21 protein-coding genes are annotated in these 23,601 nt (G+C 71.6%); 1 reads left to right on the top strand and 20 read right to left on the bottom strand.

The features are described from left to right. Positions 1–28 precede the first annotated feature (28 nt). The 7 genes from pyrF to pyrR are packed head-to-tail and all read right to left on the bottom strand — an operon-like array spanning position 29 to position 9,069. Positions 29–880 (bottom strand): orotidine-5'-phosphate decarboxylase, encoded by an 852-nt coding sequence (gene pyrF, locus AC4D2O_RS14300; RefSeq protein ID WP_490908007.1) that lies wholly within the window; start codon positions 878–880, stop codon positions 29–31. Further along, the gene (gene carB, locus AC4D2O_RS14295; protein WP_490908006.1) at positions 870–4,178 is read right to left on the bottom strand and encodes a carbamoyl-phosphate synthase large subunit; all 3,309 of its coding nucleotides are present in this window, start codon (positions 4,176–4,178) and stop codon (positions 870–872) included. Before carB ends, pyrF begins: the two co-directional genes overlap by 11 nt. Then, on the bottom strand, positions 4,178–5,551 hold the full coding sequence (gene carA / locus AC4D2O_RS14290) for a glutamine-hydrolyzing carbamoyl-phosphate synthase small subunit (RefSeq protein WP_490908005.1): 1,374 nt from the start codon (positions 5,549–5,551) through the stop codon (positions 4,178–4,180). Before carA ends, carB begins: the two co-directional genes overlap by 1 nt. Next, complete coding sequence (locus tag AC4D2O_RS14285) at positions 5,548–6,087, bottom strand: PH-like domain-containing protein (protein WP_490908004.1); 540 nt, start codon at positions 6,085–6,087, stop codon at positions 5,548–5,550. Before AC4D2O_RS14285 ends, carA begins: the two co-directional genes overlap by 4 nt. Next, entirely contained in the window at positions 6,075–7,463 is a 1,389-nt protein-coding gene (locus tag AC4D2O_RS14280; RefSeq protein WP_490908003.1) for a dihydroorotase, read from the bottom strand. Before AC4D2O_RS14280 ends, AC4D2O_RS14285 begins: the two co-directional genes overlap by 13 nt. Further along, positions 7,460–8,485 carry an aspartate carbamoyltransferase catalytic subunit gene (locus AC4D2O_RS14275; protein WP_490908002.1) on the bottom strand — a complete coding sequence of 342 codons (1,026 nt, stop codon included), beginning with the start codon at positions 8,483–8,485 and terminating at the stop codon, positions 7,460–7,462. The genes AC4D2O_RS14280 and AC4D2O_RS14275 overlap by 4 nt, the downstream gene beginning before the upstream one ends. Then, entirely contained in the window at positions 8,482–9,069 is a 588-nt protein-coding gene (pyrR, locus tag AC4D2O_RS14270; protein ID WP_490908001.1) for a bifunctional pyr operon transcriptional regulator/uracil phosphoribosyltransferase PyrR, read from the bottom strand. The genes AC4D2O_RS14275 and pyrR overlap by 4 nt, the downstream gene beginning before the upstream one ends. Positions 9,070–9,165: 96 nt before the next feature. Here pyrR and AC4D2O_RS14265 point away from each other — a divergent pair, with 96 nt between their 5' ends. Continuing rightward, on the top strand, positions 9,166–10,458 hold the full coding sequence (locus tag AC4D2O_RS14265; RefSeq protein ID WP_490908000.1) for a PrsW family intramembrane metalloprotease: 1,293 nt from the start codon (positions 9,166–9,168) through the stop codon (positions 10,456–10,458). Between the two features lie 174 nt (positions 10,459–10,632). Here AC4D2O_RS14265 and nusB read toward each other — a convergent pair whose 3' ends face one another. From nusB to AC4D2O_RS14200, 13 genes are all read right to left on the bottom strand, one after another. Continuing rightward, positions 10,633–11,043, bottom strand: a complete 411-nt coding sequence (gene nusB / locus AC4D2O_RS14260) for a transcription antitermination factor NusB (RefSeq protein WP_490907999.1) — start codon at positions 11,041–11,043, stop codon at positions 10,633–10,635. Continuing rightward, positions 11,040–11,603, bottom strand: a complete 564-nt coding sequence (efp, locus tag AC4D2O_RS14255) for an elongation factor P (protein WP_104050627.1) — start codon at positions 11,601–11,603, stop codon at positions 11,040–11,042. Before efp ends, nusB begins: the two co-directional genes overlap by 4 nt. A gap of 146 nt (positions 11,604–11,749) precedes the next feature. Then, on the bottom strand, positions 11,750–12,844 hold the full coding sequence (gene aroB / locus AC4D2O_RS14250) for a 3-dehydroquinate synthase (RefSeq protein WP_490907998.1): 1,095 nt from the start codon (positions 12,842–12,844) through the stop codon (positions 11,750–11,752). Continuing rightward, a complete protein-coding gene (locus tag AC4D2O_RS14245) occupies positions 12,834–13,457 on the bottom strand; it encodes a shikimate kinase (RefSeq protein ID WP_490907997.1) in 624 nt (207 codons plus the stop codon). Before AC4D2O_RS14245 ends, aroB begins: the two co-directional genes overlap by 11 nt. Beyond that, positions 13,457–14,665, bottom strand: a complete 1,209-nt coding sequence (gene aroC, locus AC4D2O_RS14240; RefSeq protein ID WP_490907996.1) for a chorismate synthase — start codon at positions 14,663–14,665, stop codon at positions 13,457–13,459. The genes AC4D2O_RS14245 and aroC overlap by 1 nt, the downstream gene beginning before the upstream one ends. Positions 14,666–14,697: 32 nt before the next feature. Further along, on the bottom strand, positions 14,698–15,585 hold the full coding sequence (locus tag AC4D2O_RS14235) for a shikimate dehydrogenase (RefSeq protein ID WP_490907995.1): 888 nt from the start codon (positions 15,583–15,585) through the stop codon (positions 14,698–14,700). 12 nt (positions 15,586–15,597) lie between these two features. Then, on the bottom strand, positions 15,598–16,818 hold the full coding sequence (mltG, locus tag AC4D2O_RS14230) for an endolytic transglycosylase MltG (RefSeq protein WP_490907994.1): 1,221 nt from the start codon (positions 16,816–16,818) through the stop codon (positions 15,598–15,600). After that, positions 16,815–17,435 (bottom strand): Holliday junction resolvase RuvX, encoded by a 621-nt coding sequence (ruvX, locus tag AC4D2O_RS14225; RefSeq protein ID WP_490907993.1) that lies wholly within the window; start codon positions 17,433–17,435, stop codon positions 16,815–16,817. Before ruvX ends, mltG begins: the two co-directional genes overlap by 4 nt. A 5-nt stretch (positions 17,436–17,440) precedes the next feature. After that, positions 17,441–20,119 (bottom strand): alanine--tRNA ligase, encoded by a 2,679-nt coding sequence (gene alaS / locus AC4D2O_RS14220; protein WP_490907992.1) that lies wholly within the window; start codon positions 20,117–20,119, stop codon positions 17,441–17,443. Positions 20,120–20,251: 132 nt separating this feature from the next. Further along, positions 20,252–20,536, bottom strand: a complete 285-nt coding sequence (locus tag AC4D2O_RS14215; RefSeq protein WP_490907991.1) for a hypothetical protein — start codon at positions 20,534–20,536, stop codon at positions 20,252–20,254. A 23-nt stretch (positions 20,537–20,559) separates the two neighbouring features. Further along, a complete protein-coding gene (locus tag AC4D2O_RS14210; RefSeq protein ID WP_490907990.1) occupies positions 20,560–20,934 on the bottom strand; it encodes a DUF948 domain-containing protein in 375 nt (124 codons plus the stop codon). 153 nt (positions 20,935–21,087) lie between these two features. Further along, the gene (rpsD, locus tag AC4D2O_RS14205) at positions 21,088–21,714 is read right to left on the bottom strand and encodes a 30S ribosomal protein S4 (protein ID WP_087075826.1); all 627 of its coding nucleotides are present in this window, start codon (positions 21,712–21,714) and stop codon (positions 21,088–21,090) included. Positions 21,715–22,070: 356 nt separating this feature from the next. Beyond that, positions 22,071–23,567, bottom strand: a complete 1,497-nt coding sequence (locus tag AC4D2O_RS14200; RefSeq protein ID WP_490907989.1) for a replication-associated recombination protein A — start codon at positions 23,565–23,567, stop codon at positions 22,071–22,073. Positions 23,568–23,601: the final 34 nt, after the last annotated feature.

The raw sequence follows: 23,601 nt of genomic DNA, 5'->3' as shown, positions 1-23,601 counted from the left end.
GCGCTGCACCCGGTGCCGGGCGGGCGTCTCAGGCGAGCTCGTCGCGCGTCCGTTCCGCGGCGACCCGCAGCGCGGACACGCCGGGGCCGGCCGCGAGGATGGCACGGCTGGAGGTCGGGAGCACGAACGGCAGGGCGTCTCCGAACGCGTCCCGCAGCTCGCGCGGCCCGGCCCCCTGCGCGCCGACGCCGGGGGCGAGGATGGGCCCGTTGAGGCCGGCCAGGCCGAGGCCGAGGGTGTGCGCGGCGTCGCCGACGGTCGCGCCGACCACCAGGCCGACGTGCCCGGGAGCGGGCCCGGCGTTCTCGGTCGCTGCTGCACGGGCGATGGACCGCGCAACCGAGGCGTGCCCGCCGGCGTGCTGCACGGAGCGGCCCTCGGGGTTGGAGGTCAGCGCGAGGACGAACACACCCCGCCCGGTCGCCGCGGCGAGGTCGAGGGCGGGCCGGAGGGACTCGAAGCCCAGATAGGGGTTGAGGGTCACGGCATCCGCCGCGAGCGGCCGCCCCTCCCCCAGCCATGCCTCCGCATAGGCCTGCATCGTCGAACCGATGTCACCGCGCTTCGCATCGGCGATCGTGAGGACACCGGCGTCGGCGGCCCGCGCCAGCAGGCCCTCGAGGACCGCGAGACCCCGGGAGCCGTGCCGCTCGTAGAGGGCGACCTGCGGCTTGAGGGCCGCCGACACGGGCCCGACGGCGTCGAGCACCGCGAGCGAGAAACGCTCGAGTCCCTCCGGCGAGTCCGTGAGCCCCCAGGCGTCGAGCAGTGCAGGGTGCGGATCGATCCCGACGCAGAGGCTCCCCTTCTCCGCGCGTGCCGCCGCGAGGCGCTCCCCGAAGGGAGCCCGCGGCGCGGCGGCCGGCACCTCAGGAGGCATCGCGGGCCTCTGTGGAGGCGCGGAGGTTGGCGGCGTGCTCCTGCAGGCTCGTCACCGACCATTCGTAGGAGCGCATGGCCTCGATGGCCTGCACGGCCGCCCCGACCTCCGGGATGGTGGTGATGACGGGCAGCCCGTAGGACGTCGCCGCCGCCCTGATCTCGTAGCCGTCACCGCGTGCCTGACCGCCAGACGGCGTATTGATGATCATGTCGATGCCGCCCGCGGTGATGAGGTCGACGACGGTGCCCTCGCCCGCGGCGCCGGCGCCCTCGGCGACCTTGCGGACCGTCGTCGCCTGGATGCCGTTGCGGCGCAGCACGTCGGCGGTGCCACCCGTGGAGACGATTTCGAAGCCGAGGTCCACGAGGCGCTTCACCGGCATGACGATGGCGCGCTTGTCCCGGTTGGCGACGGAGACGAAGACCTTGCCCTCGACGGGCAGGGCCGCGTTCGCGGCCGCCTGGCTCTTCGCGAATGCCGTGTCGAAGTACTTGTCGATGCCCATGACCTCGCCGGTGGAGCGCATCTCAGGGCCGAGCAGCGAGTCCACCACGGTGCCCTCCGGTGTGCGGAAGCGGCTGAAGGGCAGCACGGCCTCCTTGACGGACACGGGGGCGTCGAACGGCAGGGACCCGCCGTCGCCCTGCGCCGGCAGCAGCCCGCGCCGGCGCAGTTCGGCGACGGTGACGCCGGTCCCGATCAGCGCGGCTCCCTTGGCCAGCTGGACACCCGTGGCCTTGGAGACGAAGGGCACCGTGCGGGAGGCGCGCGGATTCGCCTCGAGGACGTAGAGCACGTCCGAGGCGAGGGCGAACTGGATGTTGATCAGTCCACGTACCCCGACGCCCTGCGCGATGGTGAGCGTGGCCTCGCGGACGCGCTGCAGGACGTCGGCGCCGAGCGTGATGGGCGGCAGCACGCACGCGGAGTCGCCGGAGTGGATGCCGGCCTCCTCGATGTGCTCCATGATGCCCCCGAGGTACATCTCGGTGCCGTCGAACAGGGCGTCGACGTCGATCTCGATGGCGTCCTCGAGGAACCGGTCGATCAGCACCGGGTGGGCCTCGGTGATCTCCGTGGCGTTGGCGATGTAGCGCGAGAGGTTCGCCTCGTCGTAGACGATCTCCATCCCGCGCCCGCCGAGGACGTAGGAGGGGCGGACGAGCACGGGGTAACCGATCGTGTCGGCGATGCGCTTCGCGTCCTCGAAGGACACCGCGGTGCCGTTCTTCGGGGCGATGAGGCCGCCGGCGTCGAGCACGCGGCTGAAGGCGCCGCGGTGCTCGGCGAGGTCGATCGCCTCCGGCGACGTGCCGAGGATCGGGATGCCGGCGTCGGCGAGCTCCTGCGCGAGCTTCAGCGGGGTCTGCCCGCCGAGCTGCACGAACACCCCGAGCACGCCGCCGGTGCGCTGCTCGGCCGCGATGACCTCGAGGACATCCTCCAGGGTCAGCGGCTCGAAGTAGAGGCGCGTGGAGATGTCGTAGTCCGTGGACACCGTCTCCGGGTTGCAGTTGATCATGACGGTCTCGTAGCCGGCCTCCCGCAGCGCCATGGTGGCGTGCACGCAGGAGTAGTCGAACTCGATGCCCTGCCCGATCCGGTTGGGACCGGACCCGAGGATGATGACGGAGGGCTGCTCGTGCGCCTCCACCTCGTCCTCCTCGTCGTAGGACGAGTAGTGGTAGGGCGTGTAGGCGGCGAACTCCGCGGCGCACGTGTCGACGGTCTTGAACACCGGACGGATGCCGAGGGCGTGGCGGACGCCGCGCACCACGGCGTCGGGGGTGTGGGTGAGTGCACCGATCTGCTCGTCCGAGAAGCCGTGGCGCTTGGCGTGCCGCAGCACCTCCTCGGTGAGGTTCGGCGCTGTGCGCACCTCCTCGGCCACCTCGTTGAGCAGCACCAGCTGGTCGAGGAACCACGGATCGATCCCGGTCGCCTCGTAGAGCCGCTCCACGCTCGCGCCTCCCAGCAGGGCACGCTGCACCTGGGCGAGGCGTTCCGTCGTGGGGCGCCTGGCGGCCTCCACGAGCGCGTCGACCTCGTCGGCGCCGACGGGCGCGAAGGAGAGCTGCGAGCCCTTCTGCTCGAGCGACCGAAGGGCCTTCTGCAGGGCCTCGGTGAAGTTGCGGCCCATCGCCATGGCCTCGCCCACGGACTTCATGGTGGTGGTGAGGGTGGGGTCAGCCGCGGGGAACTTCTCGAACGCGAACCGCGGCACCTTGACCACCACGTAGTCGAGGGTCGGCTCGAAGGACGCCGGGGTCTTCAGGGTGATGTCGTTGGGGATCTCGTCGAGCGTGTAGCCGAGGGACAGCTTCGTGGCGATCTTCGCGATCGCGAAGCCGGTGGCCTTGGACGCCAGCGCCGAGGAGCGGGACACGCGGGGGTTCATCTCGATGACGACGACGCGGCCCGTGCCGGGCTCGACGGCGAACTGGATGTTGCAGCCGCCCGTGTCCACGCCGACCTCGCGGATCACGGCGATCGAGATGTCGCGCAGGCGCTGGTACTCGCGGTCGGTCAGCGTCAGGGCGGGGGCCACGGTGATGGAGTCGCCGGTGTGCACGCCCACGGGGTCGAAGTTCTCGATGGAGCAGACCACCACGACGTTGTCGTTCTTGTCGCGCATCATCTCGAGCTCGTACTCCTTCCACCCGAGGATGCTCTCCTCGAGGAGGACCTCGCTCGTGGGGCTGTACTGCAGGCCCTGGCCCACGATGCGGCGCAGGTCCTGCTCGGTGTACGCGAGCCCGGAGCCGAGGCCGCCCATCGTGAAGGAGGGGCGGACCACCATGGGGTAGCCGAGGTCCTCTGCGGCGGCGAGGGCCTCGTCGATGGTGTGGATGATGGCGGAGCGGGCGGACTCGGCGCCGCAGCGCTCGACGACGCCCTTGAACTTCTCGCGGTCCTCGCCGAGCTCGATGGCGGCGATGTTCGCGCCGATGAGCTCGACCCCGAACTTCTCCAGCACGCCGGCCTTGTCGAGGGCGATCGCCGTGTTGAGCGCCGTCTGGCCTCCGAGGGTGGGCAGGAGCGCGTCGGGGCGCTCCTTCTCGATGATCTTCGCGACGACGTCGGGCGTGATGGGCTCCACGTAGGTGGCGTCGGCGAACTCGGGATCGGTCATGATGGTCGCCGGGTTCGAGTTGACGAGGATGACGCGCAGGCCCTCCTCGCGCAGGACGCGCAGCGCCTGCGTGCCGGAGTAGTCGAATTCGGCGGCCTGCCCGATGACGATCGGGCCGGAGCCGATGACCAGGACGCTCGTGAGGTCGGTTCTGCGGGGCATCAGTTCTCTTCCTGCGTGCTGCCGGTGGATGCGCCGTGGGCGCTGTCGTGGCGGGGCTGCGTGCCCGTCACCTTGGATCCGTGCGTGCCGAGTTCGGCGGCGGCCGCACGGGCGAGCGCCGCCGATTCCGACGGTGCGTCGAGGGCGGAGGCCAGGACGGCGTCGCCCGATCCGGGGTTGGCCTTCTCGGCGGCCATGAGCTCGATGAAGCGGTCGAAGAGGTACGCCGAGTCGTGCGGGCCGGCGGCCGCCTCCGGGTGGTACTGGACCGAGAAGGCGGGCAGGTCCAGGCAGGCGAGGCCCTCGACGACGTCGTCGTTGAGGTTCACGTGGCTCACCTCGACTCGGCCGTACGAGCCCGCAGGCGCTTCGACGGGACCGTCGAGGGGTGCGTCGACGGCGAACCCGTGGTTGTGCGAGGTGATCTCCACCTTGCCGGTGCGGCGGTCGAGGACGGGCTGGTTGATGCCGCGGTGGCCGTAGCGCAGCTTGTAGGTGCCGAAGCCGAGGGCCCGTCCGAGGATCTGGTTGCCGAAGCAGATGCCGAAGAACGGCATCCGCGCGTCGAGGACGCGGCGCAGGAGATCCACCTGGGCGTCCGCGGTCGCCGGGTCACCGGGTCCGTTGGACATGAAGACGCCGTCGGGCTCGGTCCGCACGATGTCCTCGAAGCTGGCTCCCGCGGGCAGGACCACCGTGCGCACGCCGCGCTCCGCGAAGTGCTTGGGCGTCATGGCCTTGATGCCCAGGTCGAGGGCCGCGATGGTGGCCACCGTCCCGCCGGTCCAGCCATGGTCGGCGGGCTCGACGACATAGGCCTCGCCGATGCTGACCTCCTCCGCGAGGCGGGCCCCCGCCATGGACGGCTGGGCGAGGACCTGCTCGAGGAGCCGATCGTCGCCGGGGGCGGCGTCCGCGCCGGAGAAGATCCCGGCCCGCATGGCGCCGCGCTCGCGGAGGTGACGCGTGACGGCGCGCGTGTCGACGCCCTCGATCCCGACGACGCCCTGCTCGCGCAGCTGCTCGTCGAGGCTCTGCTCGGAGCGCCAGTTCGACGGGCGGCGGGCGGCGTCGCGGATGATGTAGCCGGCCACCCAGATGTGGCGCGACTCGGCGTCGTCGGCGTTCACCCCGGTGTTGCCGATGTGCGGAGCGGTCTGCACCACGAGCTGGCGCGCGTAGGACGGGTCGGTGATCGTCTCCTGGTAGCCGGTCATGCCGGTCGCGAAGACGGCCTCGCCGAGCGCGGTACCCTCGGCGCCGTAGGCGCGGCCGCGGAAGGTCCGTCCGTCCTCGAGGACGAGCACCGCGGGTGCCTGCGGTCGGACCGGTGCCGTCGATGGAGCGTGGGCGGTGGATGGAGCGCTGCTCACAGCTGTTCCCTGCCTTCGGGGGTCGGTGGAGTTCGGTTCTCGGGTGGAGCGGAGGGCACGAGCGCGGCGATCGCGGCGACGAGCTGGGCCTTGTGCGCGGCGTGGCGGGTGCGGAAGCCGGTGTCGACGCGCAGCGCGCCGAGGCGCCAGGTCACCACGACGAGGCCTTCCTTCTCGACGAACTTGCCGGTCATGCCGCTCGCCAGCTGCACCGAGACGAGGTCGGTGCGGGGGATGAAGACGGCGCGCGCCCCGGTGCGGGCGAAGAGCACGCCGTCGGGGTGGACGGCGGCGACGGCGTTGCCGCGGAGGCCGAGCCCGTGCACCGCGATGCGGTCCAGCCAGTCCCCCGCCGTCGTCGTCGCGACGTACTGGCCCTCGGCCTCGTAGAGGACGGGCCCGGGGTCGGCGGGCGTCTCCGGCGGTGCCGGGACGTTGGACTGCCGGCGGAGCCGGTTGCGCCATCCGAGCGCCATGAGCGCGACGATGACGACGATGATGCCGATCGTCATGGCGACCCAGCCTAGATATTCCATGCGGGGGCCTCCCTGCCCGCCCCGTGGGCTGCCGGGCGCGGCGTGGAGAGACGGCCGTCGAGGACTGTCGCGTGGCCGCCGAGGAACGTCGCCCGCACGCTGCCGGGCAGTTCCAGTCCACGGAACGGGCTGTTGCGGCCCTTCGTGGCCATGGTCGAGGGGTCGACCGTCCAGCGGGCGGCGGGGTCGACGAGGATCAGGTTAGCGGGCTCGCCGGCGGCGAGCGGCCTGCCCTGGTGGGCGAGCCGGCCGATCCGCGCCGGCGTCACGGAGGTGACGCGCGCGAAGCCCTCCCAGTCGAGCAGCCCCGTCTCCACCATGGTGTGCTGCACGACGGACAGGGCGGTCTCGAGACCGGTCATCCCCATCGCGGCCTGCGCCCACTCGCACTCCTTGTGCTCGCTCGGGTGCGGCGCGTGGTCGGTCCCGACGACGTCGATCGTCCCGTCGGCGAGGGCCGCGCGGAGGGCCATGACGTCGTCGGCGGTGCGCAGCGGCGGGTTGACCTTGTAGACGGGGTCGTAGCTGCGGACCAGCTCGTCCGTGAGGAGCAGGTGGTGCGGGGTGACCTCGGCGGTGACGTCGATGCCGCGCGCCTTGGCCCAGCGGATGATCTCCACCGAGCCGGCGGTGGAGACATGGCAGACGTGCAGGCGCGAGCCGACGTGCTGGGCGAGGAGGACGTCGCGGGCGATGATGCTCTCCTCCGCGACGGCGGGCCAGCCGGTGAGTCCAAGGACCGCGGAGACGTCGCCCTCGTTCATCTGGGCGCCCTCGGTGAGGCGCGGTTCCTGTGCATGCTGGGCGATCACGCCGTCGAACGCCTTCACGTACTCCAGGGCGCGGCGCATGAGCACCGGGTCCGAGACGCAGATGCCGTCGTCGGAGAACACCCGCACGGAGGCCGGTGATTCCGCCATGGCGCCGAGCTCGGCGAGCCGTTCCCCGCCGAGGCCCACGGTCACGGCGCCGACGGGCCGCACCTCGACCCACCCGGCCGCGAGGCCCAGGCGGTACACCTGCTCCACCACGCCGGCGGTGTCGGCGACCGGGGAGCTGTTCGCCATGGCGTGCACGGCGGTGAAACCGCCGAGGGCGGCGGCCCGGGAGCCGGTCTCGACGGTCTCGGCGTCCTCCCGTCCGGGCTCGCGGAGGTGGGTGTGGAGGTCCACCATGCCGGGCAGGGCCACGAGGCCGGCGGCGTCGACGGTCACGGCCTCCGCCGAGGCCTCGCGGGAGGCCTCGGCGCCCAGCGCGGCGATGACGCCGTCGCGGACGAGGACGTCCTGGCCGCCGCGTCCGAGCAGCGAGGCGCCGCGGATGAGGTACTGGGTCGAGGTCCCGGATGAGGCGCCGGGGGTACTGGGGGTGGTCACGGGGTGCGGCCTTCCGGGATGAGGTCGGTCAGGTCGGCGTGCTGGTCGTGCCCGTCGTCGTGCGGGTCACCGGCGAGCAGCAGGTACAGCGCGGCCATCCGCACGGACACGCCGTTGCGGACCTGCGCGAGGACGGTAGAGCGCGGGGAGTCGGCCGCGGCGGAGGAGATCTCCAGCCCGCGGTTCATCGGACCGGGGTGCATGATCACGGTGTCGTCGAGGCCCAGTGCGTCGAGCAGGGCCAGGCGCCCGTCGTCGAACCCCCACCGCCGCGAATACTCGCGCATGGACGGGAAGAACGCCGCGTTCATGCGCTCGGCCTGCAGGCGGAGCATCATGACGGCGTCGGGCCGCTGGGCGAGGGCTTCGTCGAGGTCGTAGAAGACCGTGCAGGGCCAGGACCCGACACCGACGGGCAGCAGCGTGGGCGGCCCGGCGAGCAGCACCTCGGCACCGAGGGTGGTCAGCAGCCATACGTTGGAGCGGGCCACGCGGGAGTGCAGCACGTCGCCGACGATCAGCACCGTCATGCCGGTGAGGTCCGTGCCCGCCGATCCGGTCCCGCCGACCCCCGCCCAGTGCCTGCGCAGCGTGAACGCGTCGAGCAGTGCCTGCGTGGGGTGCTCGTGCGTGCCGTCGCCGGCGTTGATCACGGCGGCGTCGATCCAGCCGGACGCCGCGAGGCGGGCCGGTGCGCCGGAGGCGGGATGGCGGATGACGACGGCGTCCGCACTCATGGCCTCGAGCGTCTGCGCGGTGTCCTTCAGCGACTCGCCCTTGGAGACCGAGGATCCCTTCGCCGCGAAGTTGATGACGTCCGCGGAGAGCCGCTTCGCTGCCGCCTCGAACGAGATGCGCGTGCGGGTGGAGTCCTCGAAGAACAGGTTCACGACGGTGCGCCCGCGCAGCGCCGGCAGCTTCTTGATCTCCCGCTCCCCCACCGCCGCCATCTCCTCGGCGACGTCGAGGAGGCGCAGCGCGTTCCGGGCGGAGAGGTCCTGCGTGCTGAGCAGGTGTTTCACACGCGGTCCTCGATGACGACCTCGTTCACGGCCGAGCCGCCGATCAGGTCGATCTCCGCGAGGTGGACACGGACGCGCTCCCGCGACGAGGTGGGGAGGTTCTTGCCCACGTGGTCCGCGCGGATGGGCAGTTCGCGGTGCCCGCGGTCCACTAGGACGGCGAGGCGGACCGTGCGGGGCCGCCCGAGGTCGGCGAGGGCGTCCAGGGCCGCGCGGACGGTGCGCCCGGAGTAGAGCACGTCGTCGACGAGCACCACCACCTTGTCGTCGATGCCCGACGGCGGCAGCTGGGTCGCGAGCGGCGAACGGGTGGGGTGGCGACGGAGGTCGTCGCGGTACATGGTGACGTCGAGCTGCCCGGTGATGAGGTCCGGGTCGACGGCGGGATCGACGGCCGCGATCTTCTGCGCGAGGCGCTGCGCGAGGGGGAATCCCCTGCGCGGGATGCCGAGGAGCACGAGGTCGCTGGATCCCTTGTTCGCCTCGAGGATCTCGTGGGCGATGCGCGTGAGTGCGCGGTCTATGTCTGCTTCTGCGAGAACAACGCGCTTGTGCGGGCCGGATTCCGGGGGTTGCACGGTCATAACACGCTTCCTCCTTCCCCGCCTCACCGGACGGAACTTAAAGGTTGGTTGCGGTGTCAAAACTACCACAGCGCCGCCTGCCCCTAGGGTTGCCTCATGGCTATGAACACCCCCGGAACGGGCCCAGGCGGTCCGCAGCGGACCGGCCCCCAGGGCTACGGGCACCGACCGCAGGACCACGACCAGCAGCACGAGGGCTGGTGGAGCACGACGACGACGCGCCGCCACCAGCCCGCCCCCGCCCGGTCCGCAGGGCCGCCGTTCCAGCCCGTGTGGAACCAGCCCCCGCCGCGGCGGGGTGGCGTGCTCAACGTCATCCTCGTGATCCTCGCGGCCCTCGTGGTGGCGGGCGTGCTCCTGTTCCTCTCCCTGTCCCTCGGACCGTCCGCGTTCCTGCTGTGCGGGATCCTCGCCCTCGTACCGCTGGGCATCTGCCTGCTCGGCCTGCGCTGGATCGACCGGTGGGACCCCGAACCGCGCGGCGCCCTGCTCTTCGCGTTCCTCTGGGGCGCCGGGACCTCCGTGGTGGTCACCCTGCTGCTCGGCACCTACGTGGTGGATCTGCTGGGCAGCGCCCTCAGCACCACGTCCCCCGAGGTGATCGGGCCCGTCCTGCAGGCACCGCTGGTCGAGGAGTTCGCCAAGGGCCTCGGGGTCCTGATCCTCGTCTACACGCGCCGCAGCCACTTCGACGGGCCCGTGGACGGCATCGTCTACGCCGGGACGATCGCGGCGGGCTTCGCCTTCACCGAGAACATCCTGTACTTCGGTTCGGCCGTCATGGAGACCGGCACCGTCAGTGCCGTCGTGGGCGTCTTCATCCTCCGGGGCCTGTTCTCCCCCTTCGCGCACGTCATGTTCACCGCGCTGCTCGGCTTCGTGGTCGGCCGGGCGGTGAGCCGCGGCGGCGGCAACGCAAGGATCCTCGGCGCGTTCGGGCTGGGGCTCATCCCGGCCCTGGCGGGCCACATGCTGTGGAACGGCGGCGCCCTCGTCCTGTTCGACAATTTCCTGCTCTTCTACCTCGTGGTGCAGGTGCCGCTGTTCGTCGCCGCCGTCGTCGCCGTCGTCCTGCTCCGGCGCTCCGAACGGCGCCTCACGGAGGCCCGGCTCGGCGACTACGCGCGCGCGGGCTGGTTCACCCCGGAGGAGGTGCGCATGCTCGCCACGCGCCCGGGCCGGTCGCAGGCACTCGCCTGGGCGGACTCGGTGGGCGCGAAGAACGACATGCGCGAGTTCATCCGCACCGGCTCACGCATCGCCTTCACCCGCCAGCGCGTGCTCGGCGGGCGGAGCGACGCCGACTACGCCGCGGAGGAACGCGCCCTGCTCGAGGAGGTCACCCGGCGGCGGGCCCGGATGTTCCAGCTGGCGTCCGCGGCCCGCTGACCGCCGTCGCGTCCGGACGTGGGGCGGGCGTCCCTCGGCGGTACCCGCCTGCGCGCGCGACGAGCGGGTCCCGTGCCGCCCCCGGCACGGCAAAGCCCCGGACAGACGGCGAAGCCCCCGCGGTCCGCATGCGGCGGACCACGGGGGCTTCTCGGCAGGGGCTTCCCGGCAGGGTCAGGCGAGCAGCGTGGGCTTGAGCTGCTGCAGGCGCCCGAGGAGCCCGTTGATGAACTTCGGCGACTCGTCGGTGGACAGAATCTTCGCGAGCTCCACGGCTTCGCTGACCGCGACGCCGTCGGGGACGTCGTCGTTGTACAGCAGCTCCCAGCAGCCGATGCGCAGGAGCATCAGGTCGACGGCCGGCATGCGGTCCAGCGTCCAGCCCTGCGAATAGGTGCTGAGGAACTCGTCGATCTGCTCCTGGTGCTCCAGGACGCCTTCCACGATGTCCACGGTGTAGTCCGCGATGACCATGTCCGTCTTCTCACGGCGCGCGCGGATGACCTCGAGTGCCGCCATGCCGCGCTGCGCGGATTCGAAGAGGATGTCCAGGGCCCGGCGTCGGGCCTTGCTGCGTGCGCTCACTCGTTGACGCGTCCCAGGTACTCGCCCGTGCGGGTGTCGACCTTGACCTTGGTGCCGGTGCCGAGGAACAGCGGGACCTGGATCTCGTGGCCCGTCTCGACGGTCGCGGGCTTGGTGCCGCCGGTCGAGCGGTCGCCCTGGAGGCCCGGCTCGGTGTAGGTGATCTCGAGCGTCACGGAGGCGGGCAGCTCGACGTAGAGCGGTGAGCCCTCGTGCATGGCGATGGTGGCCATCTGGCTCTCGAGCATGAAGTTCGCGGCGTTGCCGACGGTCTTGCCGGGCACCGTGATCTGGTCGTAGTCCGTGGTGTCCATGAAGACGAAGTCCTCGCCGTCCTTGTACAGGTACTGGTAGTCGCGGCGGTCCACGGTGGCCGTCTCGATCTTCAGGCCCGCGTTGAACGTCTTGTCGACGACCTTGCCGGAGAGGATGTTGCGGAGCTTGGTGCGGACGAAGGCGCCACCCTTGCCGGGCTTGACGTGCTGGAACTCGAGGACGTTCCAGAGGTTGCCCTCGAGCTTCAGCACAGTGCCGTTCTTGATGTCGTTCGTGGTCGCCACAGATTCACTTTCGTCGGTTTCGCTGATGGATGGGCCGGCCGGGGCGCGGCGGGCGCGGGGAAGCCCGCTAAAAGTCCAGTGACCAGTCTACCCTGCGCGGCGCGGCGGCCCGCTGGGCCCGTCCGACGCCCGGCGGGGTGGACAGGTCAGGAGGCGATCTCCTGGTATGCGGCGAACAGGAGGGAGGTGTCGGGGACCTCGAGCATGCCGGGGCGGCCGATGCCGTCGAGGACCACGAAGCGGAGCAGGTCTCCGCGAGACTTCTTGTCGCGGCGCATGCCGTCGAGGAGGGAGGCCCACCGGTCCCGGCGGTAGGTGACGGGCAGGCCGAGGGACTCGAGGACGGTCCGGTGACGGTCGGCGTCCGCGTCGCTGAGACGCCCGACCATGCGGGAGAGCTCGGCGGCGAACACGAGGCCGACGGAGACGGCCGCGCCGTGCCGCCACGAGTACCGTTCGGCGAGTTCGATCGCGTGCCCGAGCGTGTGCCCGTAGTTGAGGTACTCGCGGCGGCCCGCTTCGCGCAGGTCCTCGGAGACGATGTCGGCCTTCACGCGGATGGCGCGCTCCACGAGGTCCCGCAGCACGGGAGACGTGCCGTCCGTCGCGGCGTCGGTGTCCTGCTCGATGATGTCGAGGATGGCCGGGTCGGCGATGAAGCCGCATTTGACCACTTCGGCGAGCCCGGTGACGAGCTCGTTCTTCGGCAGCGTGGCCAGCGCGTCGAGATCGGCGAGCACGGCGGCGGGCGGATGGAAGGAGCCCACGAGGTTCTTGCCCTCGGCCGTGTTGATGCCGGTCTTGCCGCCCACGGCGGCGTCGACCATGGCGAGGAGGCTCGTGGGCAGGTGCACTACCCGGACGCCGCGGAGCCAGGTCGCCGCGACGAAGCCGCCGAGGTCGGTCACGCCCCCGCCGCCGACCGTGACGACGGCGTCGGAGCGGGTGAAGTCGTTCTGGCCGAGCACCTGCCAGCAGAACGCGGCCACCTGGATGTGCTTGCCCTCCTCGGCGTCGGGGATCTCCGCCGTGACGGCGGTGAAGCCCGCGTCGGCGAGTTCGGCGCGGACGGTGTCCCCGGTGGCGCGGAGCGCCCGCGGGTGGATGACCAGGACGCGGCGCACGCGTTCGCCGAGGATCGCGGGGAGCCGGCCGAGCAGTCCCCGGCCCACGACGACGTCGTAGCTGCCCTCGACGGTGCTGCCGGTCACCGGGATGATGGTTGGTTCGTCAGTCGCCATGGGGGTCGGTTCCGCTCTCGTCGTTCGGGGTGTCGTTCGGGGTGTCGTTCGGGGTGTGGTTCGGGGTGCCCGTCTGGCTGTCGTTCGGGCTGTCGTTCGGGGTGTCGTTCTCGGCCAGGGCGCGCAGCACAGCGTCGGCCGCCGCGGCCACGGTGAGGCCGCGGGTGTCGACGACGGCGGTCGCCACCGCCGCGTACACAGGTCGCCGCGCGTCGTACAGTTCCTGCCACCGCTCCGCCGGCCGGCCCGCCAGCAGCGGCCGTCCCGTGTCCGCCCTGATGCGCGGCAGCACGGTCGCGAGGTCGGTGTCGAGGAAGACCACGACGGCGTCCGCCAGGAGCGCCCGGGTGCCGGGATGGAGCACGGCTCCCCCACCGAGGGAGACCACGACCCCGTCCGCGGCCAGGGCCTCGCCCACCACCTCCGCCTCGAGGGCGCGGAACGCCTCTTCGCCGCCGCGGGCGAAGATTTCGGGGATGCTGCCGTGCCGCTCCGCGATGACGCGGTCCGTGTCGACGAACCGTGCCTCCGTGCGCCGCGCGAGCGCGCGGCCGACCGCGGATTTGCCCACGGCCATCGGGCCCACGAGGACCACCCGACGGTTGCCCGGCATCAGACTCCGGCGGAGTCCAGGAACTCCGGGATGCTCTCGAGGTAGCCGCGCAGGTTACGGGCCGTCTCGGCGAGGGAGTCGCCGCCGAACTTCTCGGTGACGGCCTCCGCGAGCACCAGCGCCGTCATCGCCTCGGCCACCACACCGGCCGCGGGGACCGCGCACACGTCGGAGCGCTGGTGGTGGGCGCGGGCCGCGGCGCCGGTGCTGACGTCCACGGTGCGTAGCGCGCGGGGCACCGTGGCGATCGGCTTCATCGCGGCGCGGACGCGCAGGGCGTCGCCGATGCTCATGCCGCCCTCGATGCCGCCGGCGCGGTTGGAGAGGCGAACGATCTTGCCGTCGTCGTTCCGGACGATCTCGTCGTGGGCGGCGGTGCCGCGGCGCGCGGCAGTGAGGAAGCCGTCACCGACCTCCACGCCCTTGATGGCCTGGATACCCATGAGGGCCGCGGCGAGGCGGGAGTCGAGCCTCCGGTCCCAGTGGACGTAGCTGCCGAGTCCGGGTGGGAGCCCGTAGGCGACCACCTCGACGACGCCGCCGAGCGTCTCGCCCTCCTTGTGGGCGGCGTCGACCTCCGCGACCATGGCGTCGGAGGTGTCCCGGTCGAAGCAGCGCAGCGGGTCCGTGTCGAGGGCGATCACGTCGCTCGGCACCGGCAGGGGTGCGTCCTCGGGCACGGAGACGGAGCCGATCGACACCGTGTGGCTGACGAGGTGGATGCCGAGCCCGGCGAGGAACCGCGCGGCCACGGTCCCGAGCGCCACGCGGGTGGCGGTCTCCCGGGCGCTGGCCCGCTCGAGGACCGGACGGGCCTCGTCGAAGCCGTACTTCTGCATGCCGGTGAAGTCGGCGTGCCCGGGCCGGGGTCGGGTGAGGGGCGCATTGCGGGCCGAGGCGGCGAGCTCGGCGGCGTCCTCACCCTCGAGGGGGTCGGCCGCCATGATCTTCTCCCACTTGGGCCACTCGGTGTTGGCGACCTCGATGGCCACGGGCCCGCCCTGCGTGAGCCCGTGGCGGACGCCGCCGAGGATGCGGACCTGGTCCTGTTCGAACTTCATGCGGGCCCCGCGACCGTAGCCGAGGCGACGGCGGGCGAGGGCCTCCTGCACGTCGGTGCTCGTGACGGCCACGCCCGCGGGCATCCCCTCGATGATGCCGACCACGGAGGGGCCGTGGGATTCTCCTGCCGTCAACCAACGCAACATGGCTTCCATACTGCCATGCGGCGGCACGGGGATCAGCGCCGCGCCACCCCTACCGCGTCACACATCACATCGAGGACGGCGGCGCGGCCGTGTGCGGTGTCGGGGAAGGCGTCGGGGAAGAACAGTCGAACCTGCTCCACGGCCTGGTGGAGCAGCATGTCGAGGCCCGGCACGATCCGCCCGCCGGCCCGCTGCCACGCCGACGCGAGGGCGCTGGGCCACGGGTCGTAGGCGACGTCGAGCAGGACCCCCCGGGTGCGGAATCGCGGGTCCGCCAGGAGCGTGGCGGCCAGGGGGTCGGCAGCCCGCGGGGGGAGCGTGGAGACGACGACGCCGGCCTCCGCCACCGCGTCTGCGGCACCCGGCCAGGGCACCAGCACGACGTCGACGCCGAGCGCACCCCCGAGGCGCAGGAGGTCGGCCGCAGCCTCGGGCCGCCGGACGGCCACACGGACCGTGGAGGCGCCGAGCCGGGTGAGACCGGCGACGGCGGCCGCCGCCGTGCCGCCGCCGCCGAGGATCACGGGAGCGTCCGGATCCTGCACGCCGGCGGCGGCCAGCGCGTTCGCCACACCGACGACGTCGGTGTTGTGCCCGGTGAGGCCGGTGCCAAGGCCGACGGCGGGGCCGACGACCACGGTGTTGACGACGCCGAGGACGGCGGCCGGTTCCGTCACGACGTCTACGAGCCGCGCCACGCCGCTCTTGAGGGGCATGGTGACGGACAGGCCGCGCCAGCCGGGCGTGGTCCTCACACCGGCGATGAACGCGTCGAGGCTCGCCTCAGGGACGTCGACCGCCGTGTACGAGCACCCGATGCCGAGGGCCCGGTAAGCGGCCGCGTGCAGCAGCGGGGACTTCGAGTGCCCGATGGGCGACCCGATCACGGCGGCCCGGGAGGGCGCCGCCGGAACCGTCACCTACCCGCCCACCTACTCGCACCGTCCGGGGTGGTCGGTGCACCACGCGAGGTACTCGTCGACGTACTTCAGGTGCTCCGCGTACGTCTCGGAGAACTTCGTCTCGCCGGTGTCGAGGTCCACCGTCACCCAGAAGTAGAAGGGCACGTCCGCCGCGTTGACCGTCGCGTCGATGGCCTCGTCGCCGGGCGAACCGATGGGGCCCTTCGGCAGGCCCGGGTTCGCGTAGGTGTTGTACGGGTTGGAGGTGTCCCGCTTCTCCTCGTCCGTGAGCTGGTAGCTGCGCTTGTCGAGACCGTAGGTCACGGAGGCGTCGGACTGGATGAAGCCGCTGGTCTCGGTGTTGCCCGGGGTGAGCCGATTGTTGATCGCCCCCGCCACCGTGGCGTAGTCCCCCTGCTGGGCCTCGGCCTGCACGATACTTGCGATGGTGAGGATCCTGTACTGCTCGGACGGGTCGGTCACCCCGTCCTCGGCGAGGCGGTCGGTGGTCGCCGTGACCATCTCGGTGATGATGTCCGTGGCGGTCGCCTCGACGTCGAACCGGTACTCCCCCGGGTGCAGGTAGCCCTCGAGCGAGAGTGCCTGCGGCGGGAGGCCGAACTGCGTGGGGTCGGCGGCAAGGGCGTCGAACTCGGTGCGCGGGATGCCGGTGGAGGTGCTGAGGATGTCGAAGACCTCGCCCTGGCGCAGGTCACGCGCGACGGCGGCGTAGGACACCATCGTGGGGTCCTCGCCGAGGAGCGCCTCGGCCGCGGCGGCCGCGGGCATCTGGAGGCGCATCTCGTACTCGCCCGGCTGGACCTCGCGGCCGTCGGCGATCACCGCGAGGGCCTCCACGAAGGTGGCGGAGTCGGCGACGATATCGGCGCTCTCGAGCCCGTTACCGATGGCCAGGGCACCGGCGCCCTCGGTGACGGAGAAGACGGTCTCCTCGCCTCCGGGACCGGCGTAGTCGGTGACGTCGTTCAGGCCGAGCATGTCGCGCAGCATGAGTGCCACACCGTAGACGGTGCCCGCGAAGAGCATCAGGACCACGAGCATCACGACGGTGCGCCTCAGGCGCCTGCGCCGCTTGGTGTTCGACGGCTGGGGGCGGCGGCTACGGCGGGGCGTGTCCTGGTCCTCGAAGAACTGCTCGACGGGGTCGGGGTGCGCGTAGCCGTCGTCGTAGGCGGGGTTCTGCCCGCCGGATCCGTGGGCGGCAGGGGAATGGCGGGTGCGGTCGTTCACGACTCCGGATCCCTCCTGCTGGGTGAACTGTCCTTGATAACCGGCTCCTCTGTAGGGGTCAGCAATGGGCTCTGGGCGCCCTCTGCGTCACGCACAGGAACCGGATCCCCCACGTCCCGTCCGCGTGAACGTTGCGTGTCGATGGCATGCTGGAGAATTTCGACGGCTGCCACCTGATCTACAACCTTACGATGCTCACGGCTGCTCAGACCAGCCGCGTGGAGCGAGCGGTGCGCCGACACGGTGCTCAGCCGCTCGTCCACCAACCGTACCGGTACCGGCTGGGCCTGTCGCTGGAGCTCCTCGACGACCAGCGCCGCATACGTCCTCGCCATCTCGGCCGAGGAGCCCTCCCGCCCGCTGAGGTTCTTCGGCAGCCCGATGATGATCTGCACCACTTCACGCTCGAGGGCCTCGTTCACGAGGATCCTCACGTCGCTGTTCCGGCGCGCGTCACGCTTGAGGGTACGGATGGGGGTGGCGAGCAGCCCGTCCCGGTCGCAGCCGGCGAGGCCCACGCGGACCTGCCCGACATCGACGCCGAGTTTCGGCCCGTGAGGGTAGGGGGCGGACCCGCTCGTGTCGGGGTCCGCTCCCCCGCCTTCGCCTGCCGTCACGGCGGTCAGCGTTCCGCCACGGCAGTGCGGATGGCGGTGAGCGCATCGGGGATGCGTGAGGCGTCCGACCCGCCGCCCTGCGCGACGTCATCCTTGCCTCCACCACCGCCGCCGAGGATCTTCGCCGCGGTGCGGACGAGCGCCCCGGCCTTCACGCCGGCGGCGCGGGCGGCCTCGTTGGTGGCGACGAGGACGAGCGGGCGGTCCTGTGAGACTGCCGTCGCCGCGACGACGGCGGCCTCCGACCCGAGACGGCCGCGCAGATCGAGGACCAGCGTGCGCAGGTCGTCGGCGCCGCTGACCTCTCCGGCGTCGTGCGCGATGAGTCGCACGCCGTCGACGTCGACTGCCGTGTCGACGAGCGACCCGGCGGTCACGGCGAGCTGCTCCCTGCGGAGCCGCTCGAGGTCCCGCTCGGCGGTCTTGAGCTTGGCCAGGGTCGCGGAGATCCGTTCGGGCAGCTGCGCGGACGGCACCTTCAGCATGTCGGAGAGCTCCGAGACCAGTGCGCGTTCGGCGGCGAGGTGCCGGAACGCGTCCAGACCCACGAGGGCCTCGACGCGCCGGTTGCCCGAGCCGACCGACTGCTCACCGAGCAGCGTGAGGCTGCCGATGAGCGACGTGGACGCCACGTGCGTGCCTCCGCAGAGCTCCCGGGAGAAGTCGGCGTTCATCTCGACCACGCGGACCGTGTCACCGTACGCCTCGCCGAAGAGGGCGGTCGCTCCGAGTGCCTTCGCGTCGGCGAGGGACATGATCTTCGTCTCGACCTCGTAGTTGTTGCGGATCGCGATGTTGGAGACCTCCTCGATCTCCGAACGCGCCGCGGCGCTGATGCCTTCGCCCCAGGAGAAGTCGAAGCGGAGGTACCCGGCCTTGTTGAAGGACCCGCGCTGCAGGGCCTCGGGGCCGAGGATCTCGTGGAGGGCGGCGTGGACGATGTGCGTGCCCGAGTGGGCCTGCTCCCCCGCGTGGCGGCGCTGACGGTCGACGGCGGCGGTCACCGTGGCGCCCTGCACCACCTCGCCCTCGCGGACGACGGCGCGGTGCACGCTGAGTCCCTTGATGGGCCGCTGCACGTCGAGGACCTCGACGACGAAGCCGTCGCCGGTGATGAGCCCGACGTCGGCGGCCTGGCCGCCCGCCTCCGCGTAGAAGGGGGTCTGGTCGAGGACCAGCTCGATCTCGTCGCCCTGGAGCGCGCTGGGGATCGACTGCCCCTTGGTCAGCAGGCCGAGGATGGTCGCCTCGGAGGTGAGCTCGTCGTAGCCGGTGAACACGGTCTGTCCGCGGCCGAGCAGCTCGGTGAAGACCGAGAGGTCGGCGTGGCCGGCCTTCTTCCCGCGGGCGTCGGCCTGGGCGCGCTGACGCTGCTCGAGCATCAGGGAGCGGAAGCCGTCGGCGTCGACGGCGAGGCCCGCCTCCTCCGCCATCTCGAGGGTCAGGTCGATCGGGAAGCCGTAGGTGTCGTGAAGGGTGAAGGCGTCCTGACCGGAGAGCGGCCGCTCCTCGGCGAGGGACTCGCGGACGGCTTCCTCGAGCCGAGCGGTGCCCGAGGCGATGGTGCGCAGGAACGCCTTCTCCTCGGCGTAGGCGATGCGGCTGATGCGCTCGAAGTCCTGCTCGACCTCGGGGTAGACGCCCTTCATCGCGTCGCGTGACGCGGGGAGGAGTTCCGGCAGGCAGGCCTTCTCGACGCCGAGCAGGCGCATGGCGCGGACGGCCCGGCGGATGAGGCGCCGCAGTACGTAGCCGCGGCCCTCGTTGGACGGGGTCACGCCGTCGGCGATGAGCATCAGCGAGGAGCGGATGTGGTCGGCGACCACGCGCATGCGGACGTCGTCCGTGTGGTGCGGGTCGTCGGGCGACTCGGCGCTGGTGTAGGTCTTCCCGCTGAGCGCCGCGGCCCGGTCGAGGACGGGACGCACCTGGTCCGTCTCGTACATGTTCTCGACGCCCTGCAGGATCATGGCGAGGCGCTCGAGCCCGAGCCCTGTGTCGATGTTCTTCTTCGGCAGCTCGCCGAGGATCTCGAAGTCGTCCTTGCCGGTGCCCTGGCCGCGCTGGTACTGCATGAAGACGAGGTTCCAGATCTCGACGTACCGGGTGTCGTCCGCCTCGGGGCCGCCGTCGACACCGTAGGAGGGCCCGCGGTCGTAGAAGATCTCCGAGCAGGGACCGGCCGGGCCGGGCTGGCCCGTGGACCAGTAGTTGTCCTTCTTGCCCATCCTCTGGATGCGTTCGGCGGGTACCCCGATGCTGTCGCGCCAGATCTGCAGGGCTTCCTCGTCCTCGTGGTAGACCGTGATCCACAGGCGCTCGGCAGGCAGGCCGAAGCCGCCGTCGGCCACGTCGCTGGTGAGGAGGTTCCAGGCCATGCGGATGGCCTCGGCCTTGAAGTAGTCGCCGAAGGAGAAGTTGCCGCACATCTGGAAGAACGTCCCGTGGCGGGCGGTCTTGCCGACCTCCTCGATGTCACCCGTGCGGATGCACTTCTGGACGCTCGTGGCCCGGGCGTAGGGGGCGACCTCGCGCGCGGTCAGGTACGGGATGAAGGGCACCATCCCGGCGACGGTGAACAGCAGCGACGGGTCGGAGGAGATGAGCGACGCAGAGGGCACGACGGTGTGCCCGTTCTTCTCGAAGTAGCCCAGCCAGCGGCTGGCGATCTCGTGGGACTTCATGGGGGATCCTTCAGGGTCGGGGCACGATGCTGCGTGGGCACGGACGGACGCCGGGCCGCTCGAGGGCGGGTCCCGGGTGCCATGCGCGCGGATGGCACCGGCGAGGTGCGGCGGCGGTCCGGCCGCCCGCGGCTAGCGGAGGGAGCGGCGGGAGGCGGGGACGTCGTCGGCGCCGGGGGCAGCCGAGGCCGCAGGCGCAGCGGGGGCCTCGACGCCGAGTGCGGCGCGGAGATCGTTCTCGCGCTCGGTCATGGCGGACCGGAGGGCGTCGGCGAAGTCGGCGATGCTGTCGCTGATCTGGCCGACGGCCCGGTTCAGGCCCTCGGGACCGAGGGTGGACTTCGCCTGCGACACCTTGCGCACGGCGACGACGCCGATGGTGATGCCGGCGGCAAGCCAGAAGGCTCTTCTGATCATCGTTCTCTCCGGTTCGTTGAGGGCTAGCGGCTGCGGCGGCGGCGCGCGGGGGACGTGCGGCCTGCGAGGGCCGACCGGACGCCGTAGGAGAACGCGGACACCTTGATGAGCGGTGATCCGATCGTGGCGGCGACCAGCGACGAGAGGGCGGAGATATTGGCCGAGGCGTCCGACACGTTCGAGGTGATGCCGTCCACCGCCTTCAGCTGCTGGTGCGTGGTGTTCACGGTGCTCGTGACCTCCCCGATCAGCGGGGTGGTCTCGTCGGTGACGGTGCGGATGGCCTTGCGCAGTTCGTCGAACACGCGGCCGAGCTTCCAGATGGGCACGGCCAGCAGCAGGACCAGGACGGCGAACACGCCAGCAGCTATCAGGCCGGCTATATCTCCACCTGACATGGGCGGTCTCCTTTACGCGGGGGCCGCCTCCGAGGGCGGGCACGGGAATTCTTGCTCTTAGTACCTTACAGAACGAAGAGCCCGTGGCGGGTGCCACGGGCTCTTCGTTCACGCGTCTCACGGTCCGGCGGACTGGTCCGCCGGGTGGGGGGACTAGCGTGCGTAGTACTCGACGACGAGCTGCTCTTCGCAGGTCACGGGGACCTCGGAGCGCTTCGGGCGACGCACGAGGCGTGCCTGGAGCTTGTCGAGCTGGACATCCAGGTAGCCGGGGACGGCGGGAAGGACGTCGCGGTGCGCACCGGCGGCCGCAACCTGGAGCGGGACCATGGTCTCGCTGCGGCTGTGGACGTGGATGAGCTGGCCCTCGGAGACGCGGAACGACGGGCGGTCCACGCGGGCGCCGTCGACCATGATGTGACGGTGCACGATGAGCTGGCGGGCCTGGGCGCTCGTGCGGGCGAACCCGGCACGCAGCACGAGGGCGTCGAGACGCATCTCGAGCAGTTCGATCAGGTTCTCACCGGTGAGGCCTGCGGTGCGGCGGGCTTCCTCGAAGATCCGGGCCATCTGCGCTTCGCGGATGTTGTACTGGGCGCGCAGACGCTGCTTTTCGCGCAGACGTACGGCGTAGTCGCTGTCCTGCTTGCGACGTGCGCGGCCGTGCTGGCCCGGCGCGTACGGCCGACGCTCGAGGTACTTCTCCGCCTTCGGGGTGAGGGCGATGCCGAGGGCCCGCGAGATGCGGACCTTGCGGCGGGCACGTGTGTTGTTAGCCACGTTTACCTTTCGATGATTTTTGCGGCGAAGAAGCGGACTTGCGCCACGGGGGCGTCCGCACTTCCTGGTGTCGCTGGCCTCCACTTGCGGAGAGCCGGGATTGGCCGCTTCCCGGTACTACAGTCCGCCGCGACCCTGGCCACCACCTTCGCCACGCGGCAGGAGACCTGCTGCGGAGCATGGGAGGACGGCTGGTACACGACGACTTGCCAGTCAGCGACCAATATTAGCAGTGCGCGGGCCGGCCGGCCGAATCGGCCGCACCGGTCAGGCCGCGGCCCGCCTCCCTGCCGCCCCTGCCGCCCCCTACCTCCCGCTACCTCCCGCTACCTCCCGCTACCTCCCGCTACCTCCCGCTACCTCCCGCGGATGATCCTGCGCAGCCGCGAGAGGCGCGCGGAGATGTCCCTCTCCGTGCCGCGGTCCGTGGGCTCGTAGTAGTCCCGTCCCACCAGGTCGTCGGGGGCGTACTGTTGCAGGGCGATCCCGTGCGGCTCGTCGTGCGAGTACACGTACCCCTTGCCGTGTCCGAGCTGCGACGCCCCGGGGTAGTGCGCGTCCCGCAGGTGGGCGGGGATGCCCTGGCCGCGACCCGCCCGCACATCCGCGATGGCGGCGTTGATGCCGTTGTAGGCGGCGTTGGACTTCGGCGCGGTGGCGATGTGCACCACGGCCTCGGCGAGGATGATGCGGGCCTCGGGCATGCCGACCAGCTGGACGGCCTGGGCGGCGGCCACGGCGGTCTGCAGCGCCGTCGGATCCGCCATCCCCACGTCCTCCGCCGCGGAGATCATGAGCCGTCGAGCGATGAAGCGAGGGTCCTCTCCGGCCTCGAGCATCCGTGCGACGTAGTGGAGGGCCGCGTCCACGTCCGATCCCCGGAGCGACTTGATGAATGCGCTCGCGACGTCGTAGTGCTGGTCCCCGGCGCGGTCGTAGCGCAGGGCGGCGACGTCCACGGCCTTCTCCGCGTGGTCGAGTGTCACCAGCACGGGCAGCAGCTCAGCCCGGCCGTCCCCGTCCTCCGCGTCCTCCGCGCCTTCCGCGTCGTCGGTTCCCGCGGCGGTCGTGAGGCGGTCCTGCCCGGGACCGCCCGCGTGCGCGTCGTGCGTCTCACGCTCGGACCGGGCGACGCCGGCGGCGGCCTCCAGGGCCGTCAGCCCGCGCCGTGCATCACCCGCGGCCAGGCGCACGAGGTGCTCGAGCGCGTCCGGCGACACCTCCACCGTGCCGGCGAGGCCGCGCTCGTCGTGGACGGCGCGTTCGAGGAGGCCGCGGATGTCCGCCTCGTCCAGCGGCCGAAGGGTCTGCAGCAGCGAGCGCGAGAGCAGCGGCGACACCACGGAGAAGGAGGGGTTCTCGGTGGTGGCCGCGATCAGGACCACCCACCCGTTCTCCACGCCGGGCAGCAGTGCGTCCTGCTGTGCCTTATTGAACCGGTGGATCTCGTCGAGGAACAGGACCGTGGTCTGCCGGTACAGGTCGCGGGAGGTCAGCGCCTCGTCCATGACCCGCCGTACGTCCTTTACGCCTGCGGTGATGGCGGACAGTTCGACGAACGTCCGCCCCTGGCCGCGTGCGATCACGTGGGCCAGCGTCGTCTTGCCGGTTCCCGGCGGGCCCCACAGGATCACCGACGACGGCGCCGCGTGCGCGCCGGGGTCGTGCTCGCCGGCGAGGGTGCGCAGGGGCGACCCGCGGCCCAGCAGGTGCTGCTGACCGACCACCTCGTCCAGCGAGCGCGGGCGCATGCGGACCGCCAGGGGGCTGCGCGGCCGCCCGGCGCCGGCGACGCGGCTACCGGCGGAGGGCGCGTCGTCGTCGTCCGCCGCCGCGCTGAATAGATCATTCACAGCGTCAACGTTACTGTGGGCCACTGACGCAGCG

The organism is Arthrobacter sp. TJ-238 (assembly GCF_058269215.1).
This window is presented reverse-complemented; position numbering and strand designations above follow the sequence as displayed.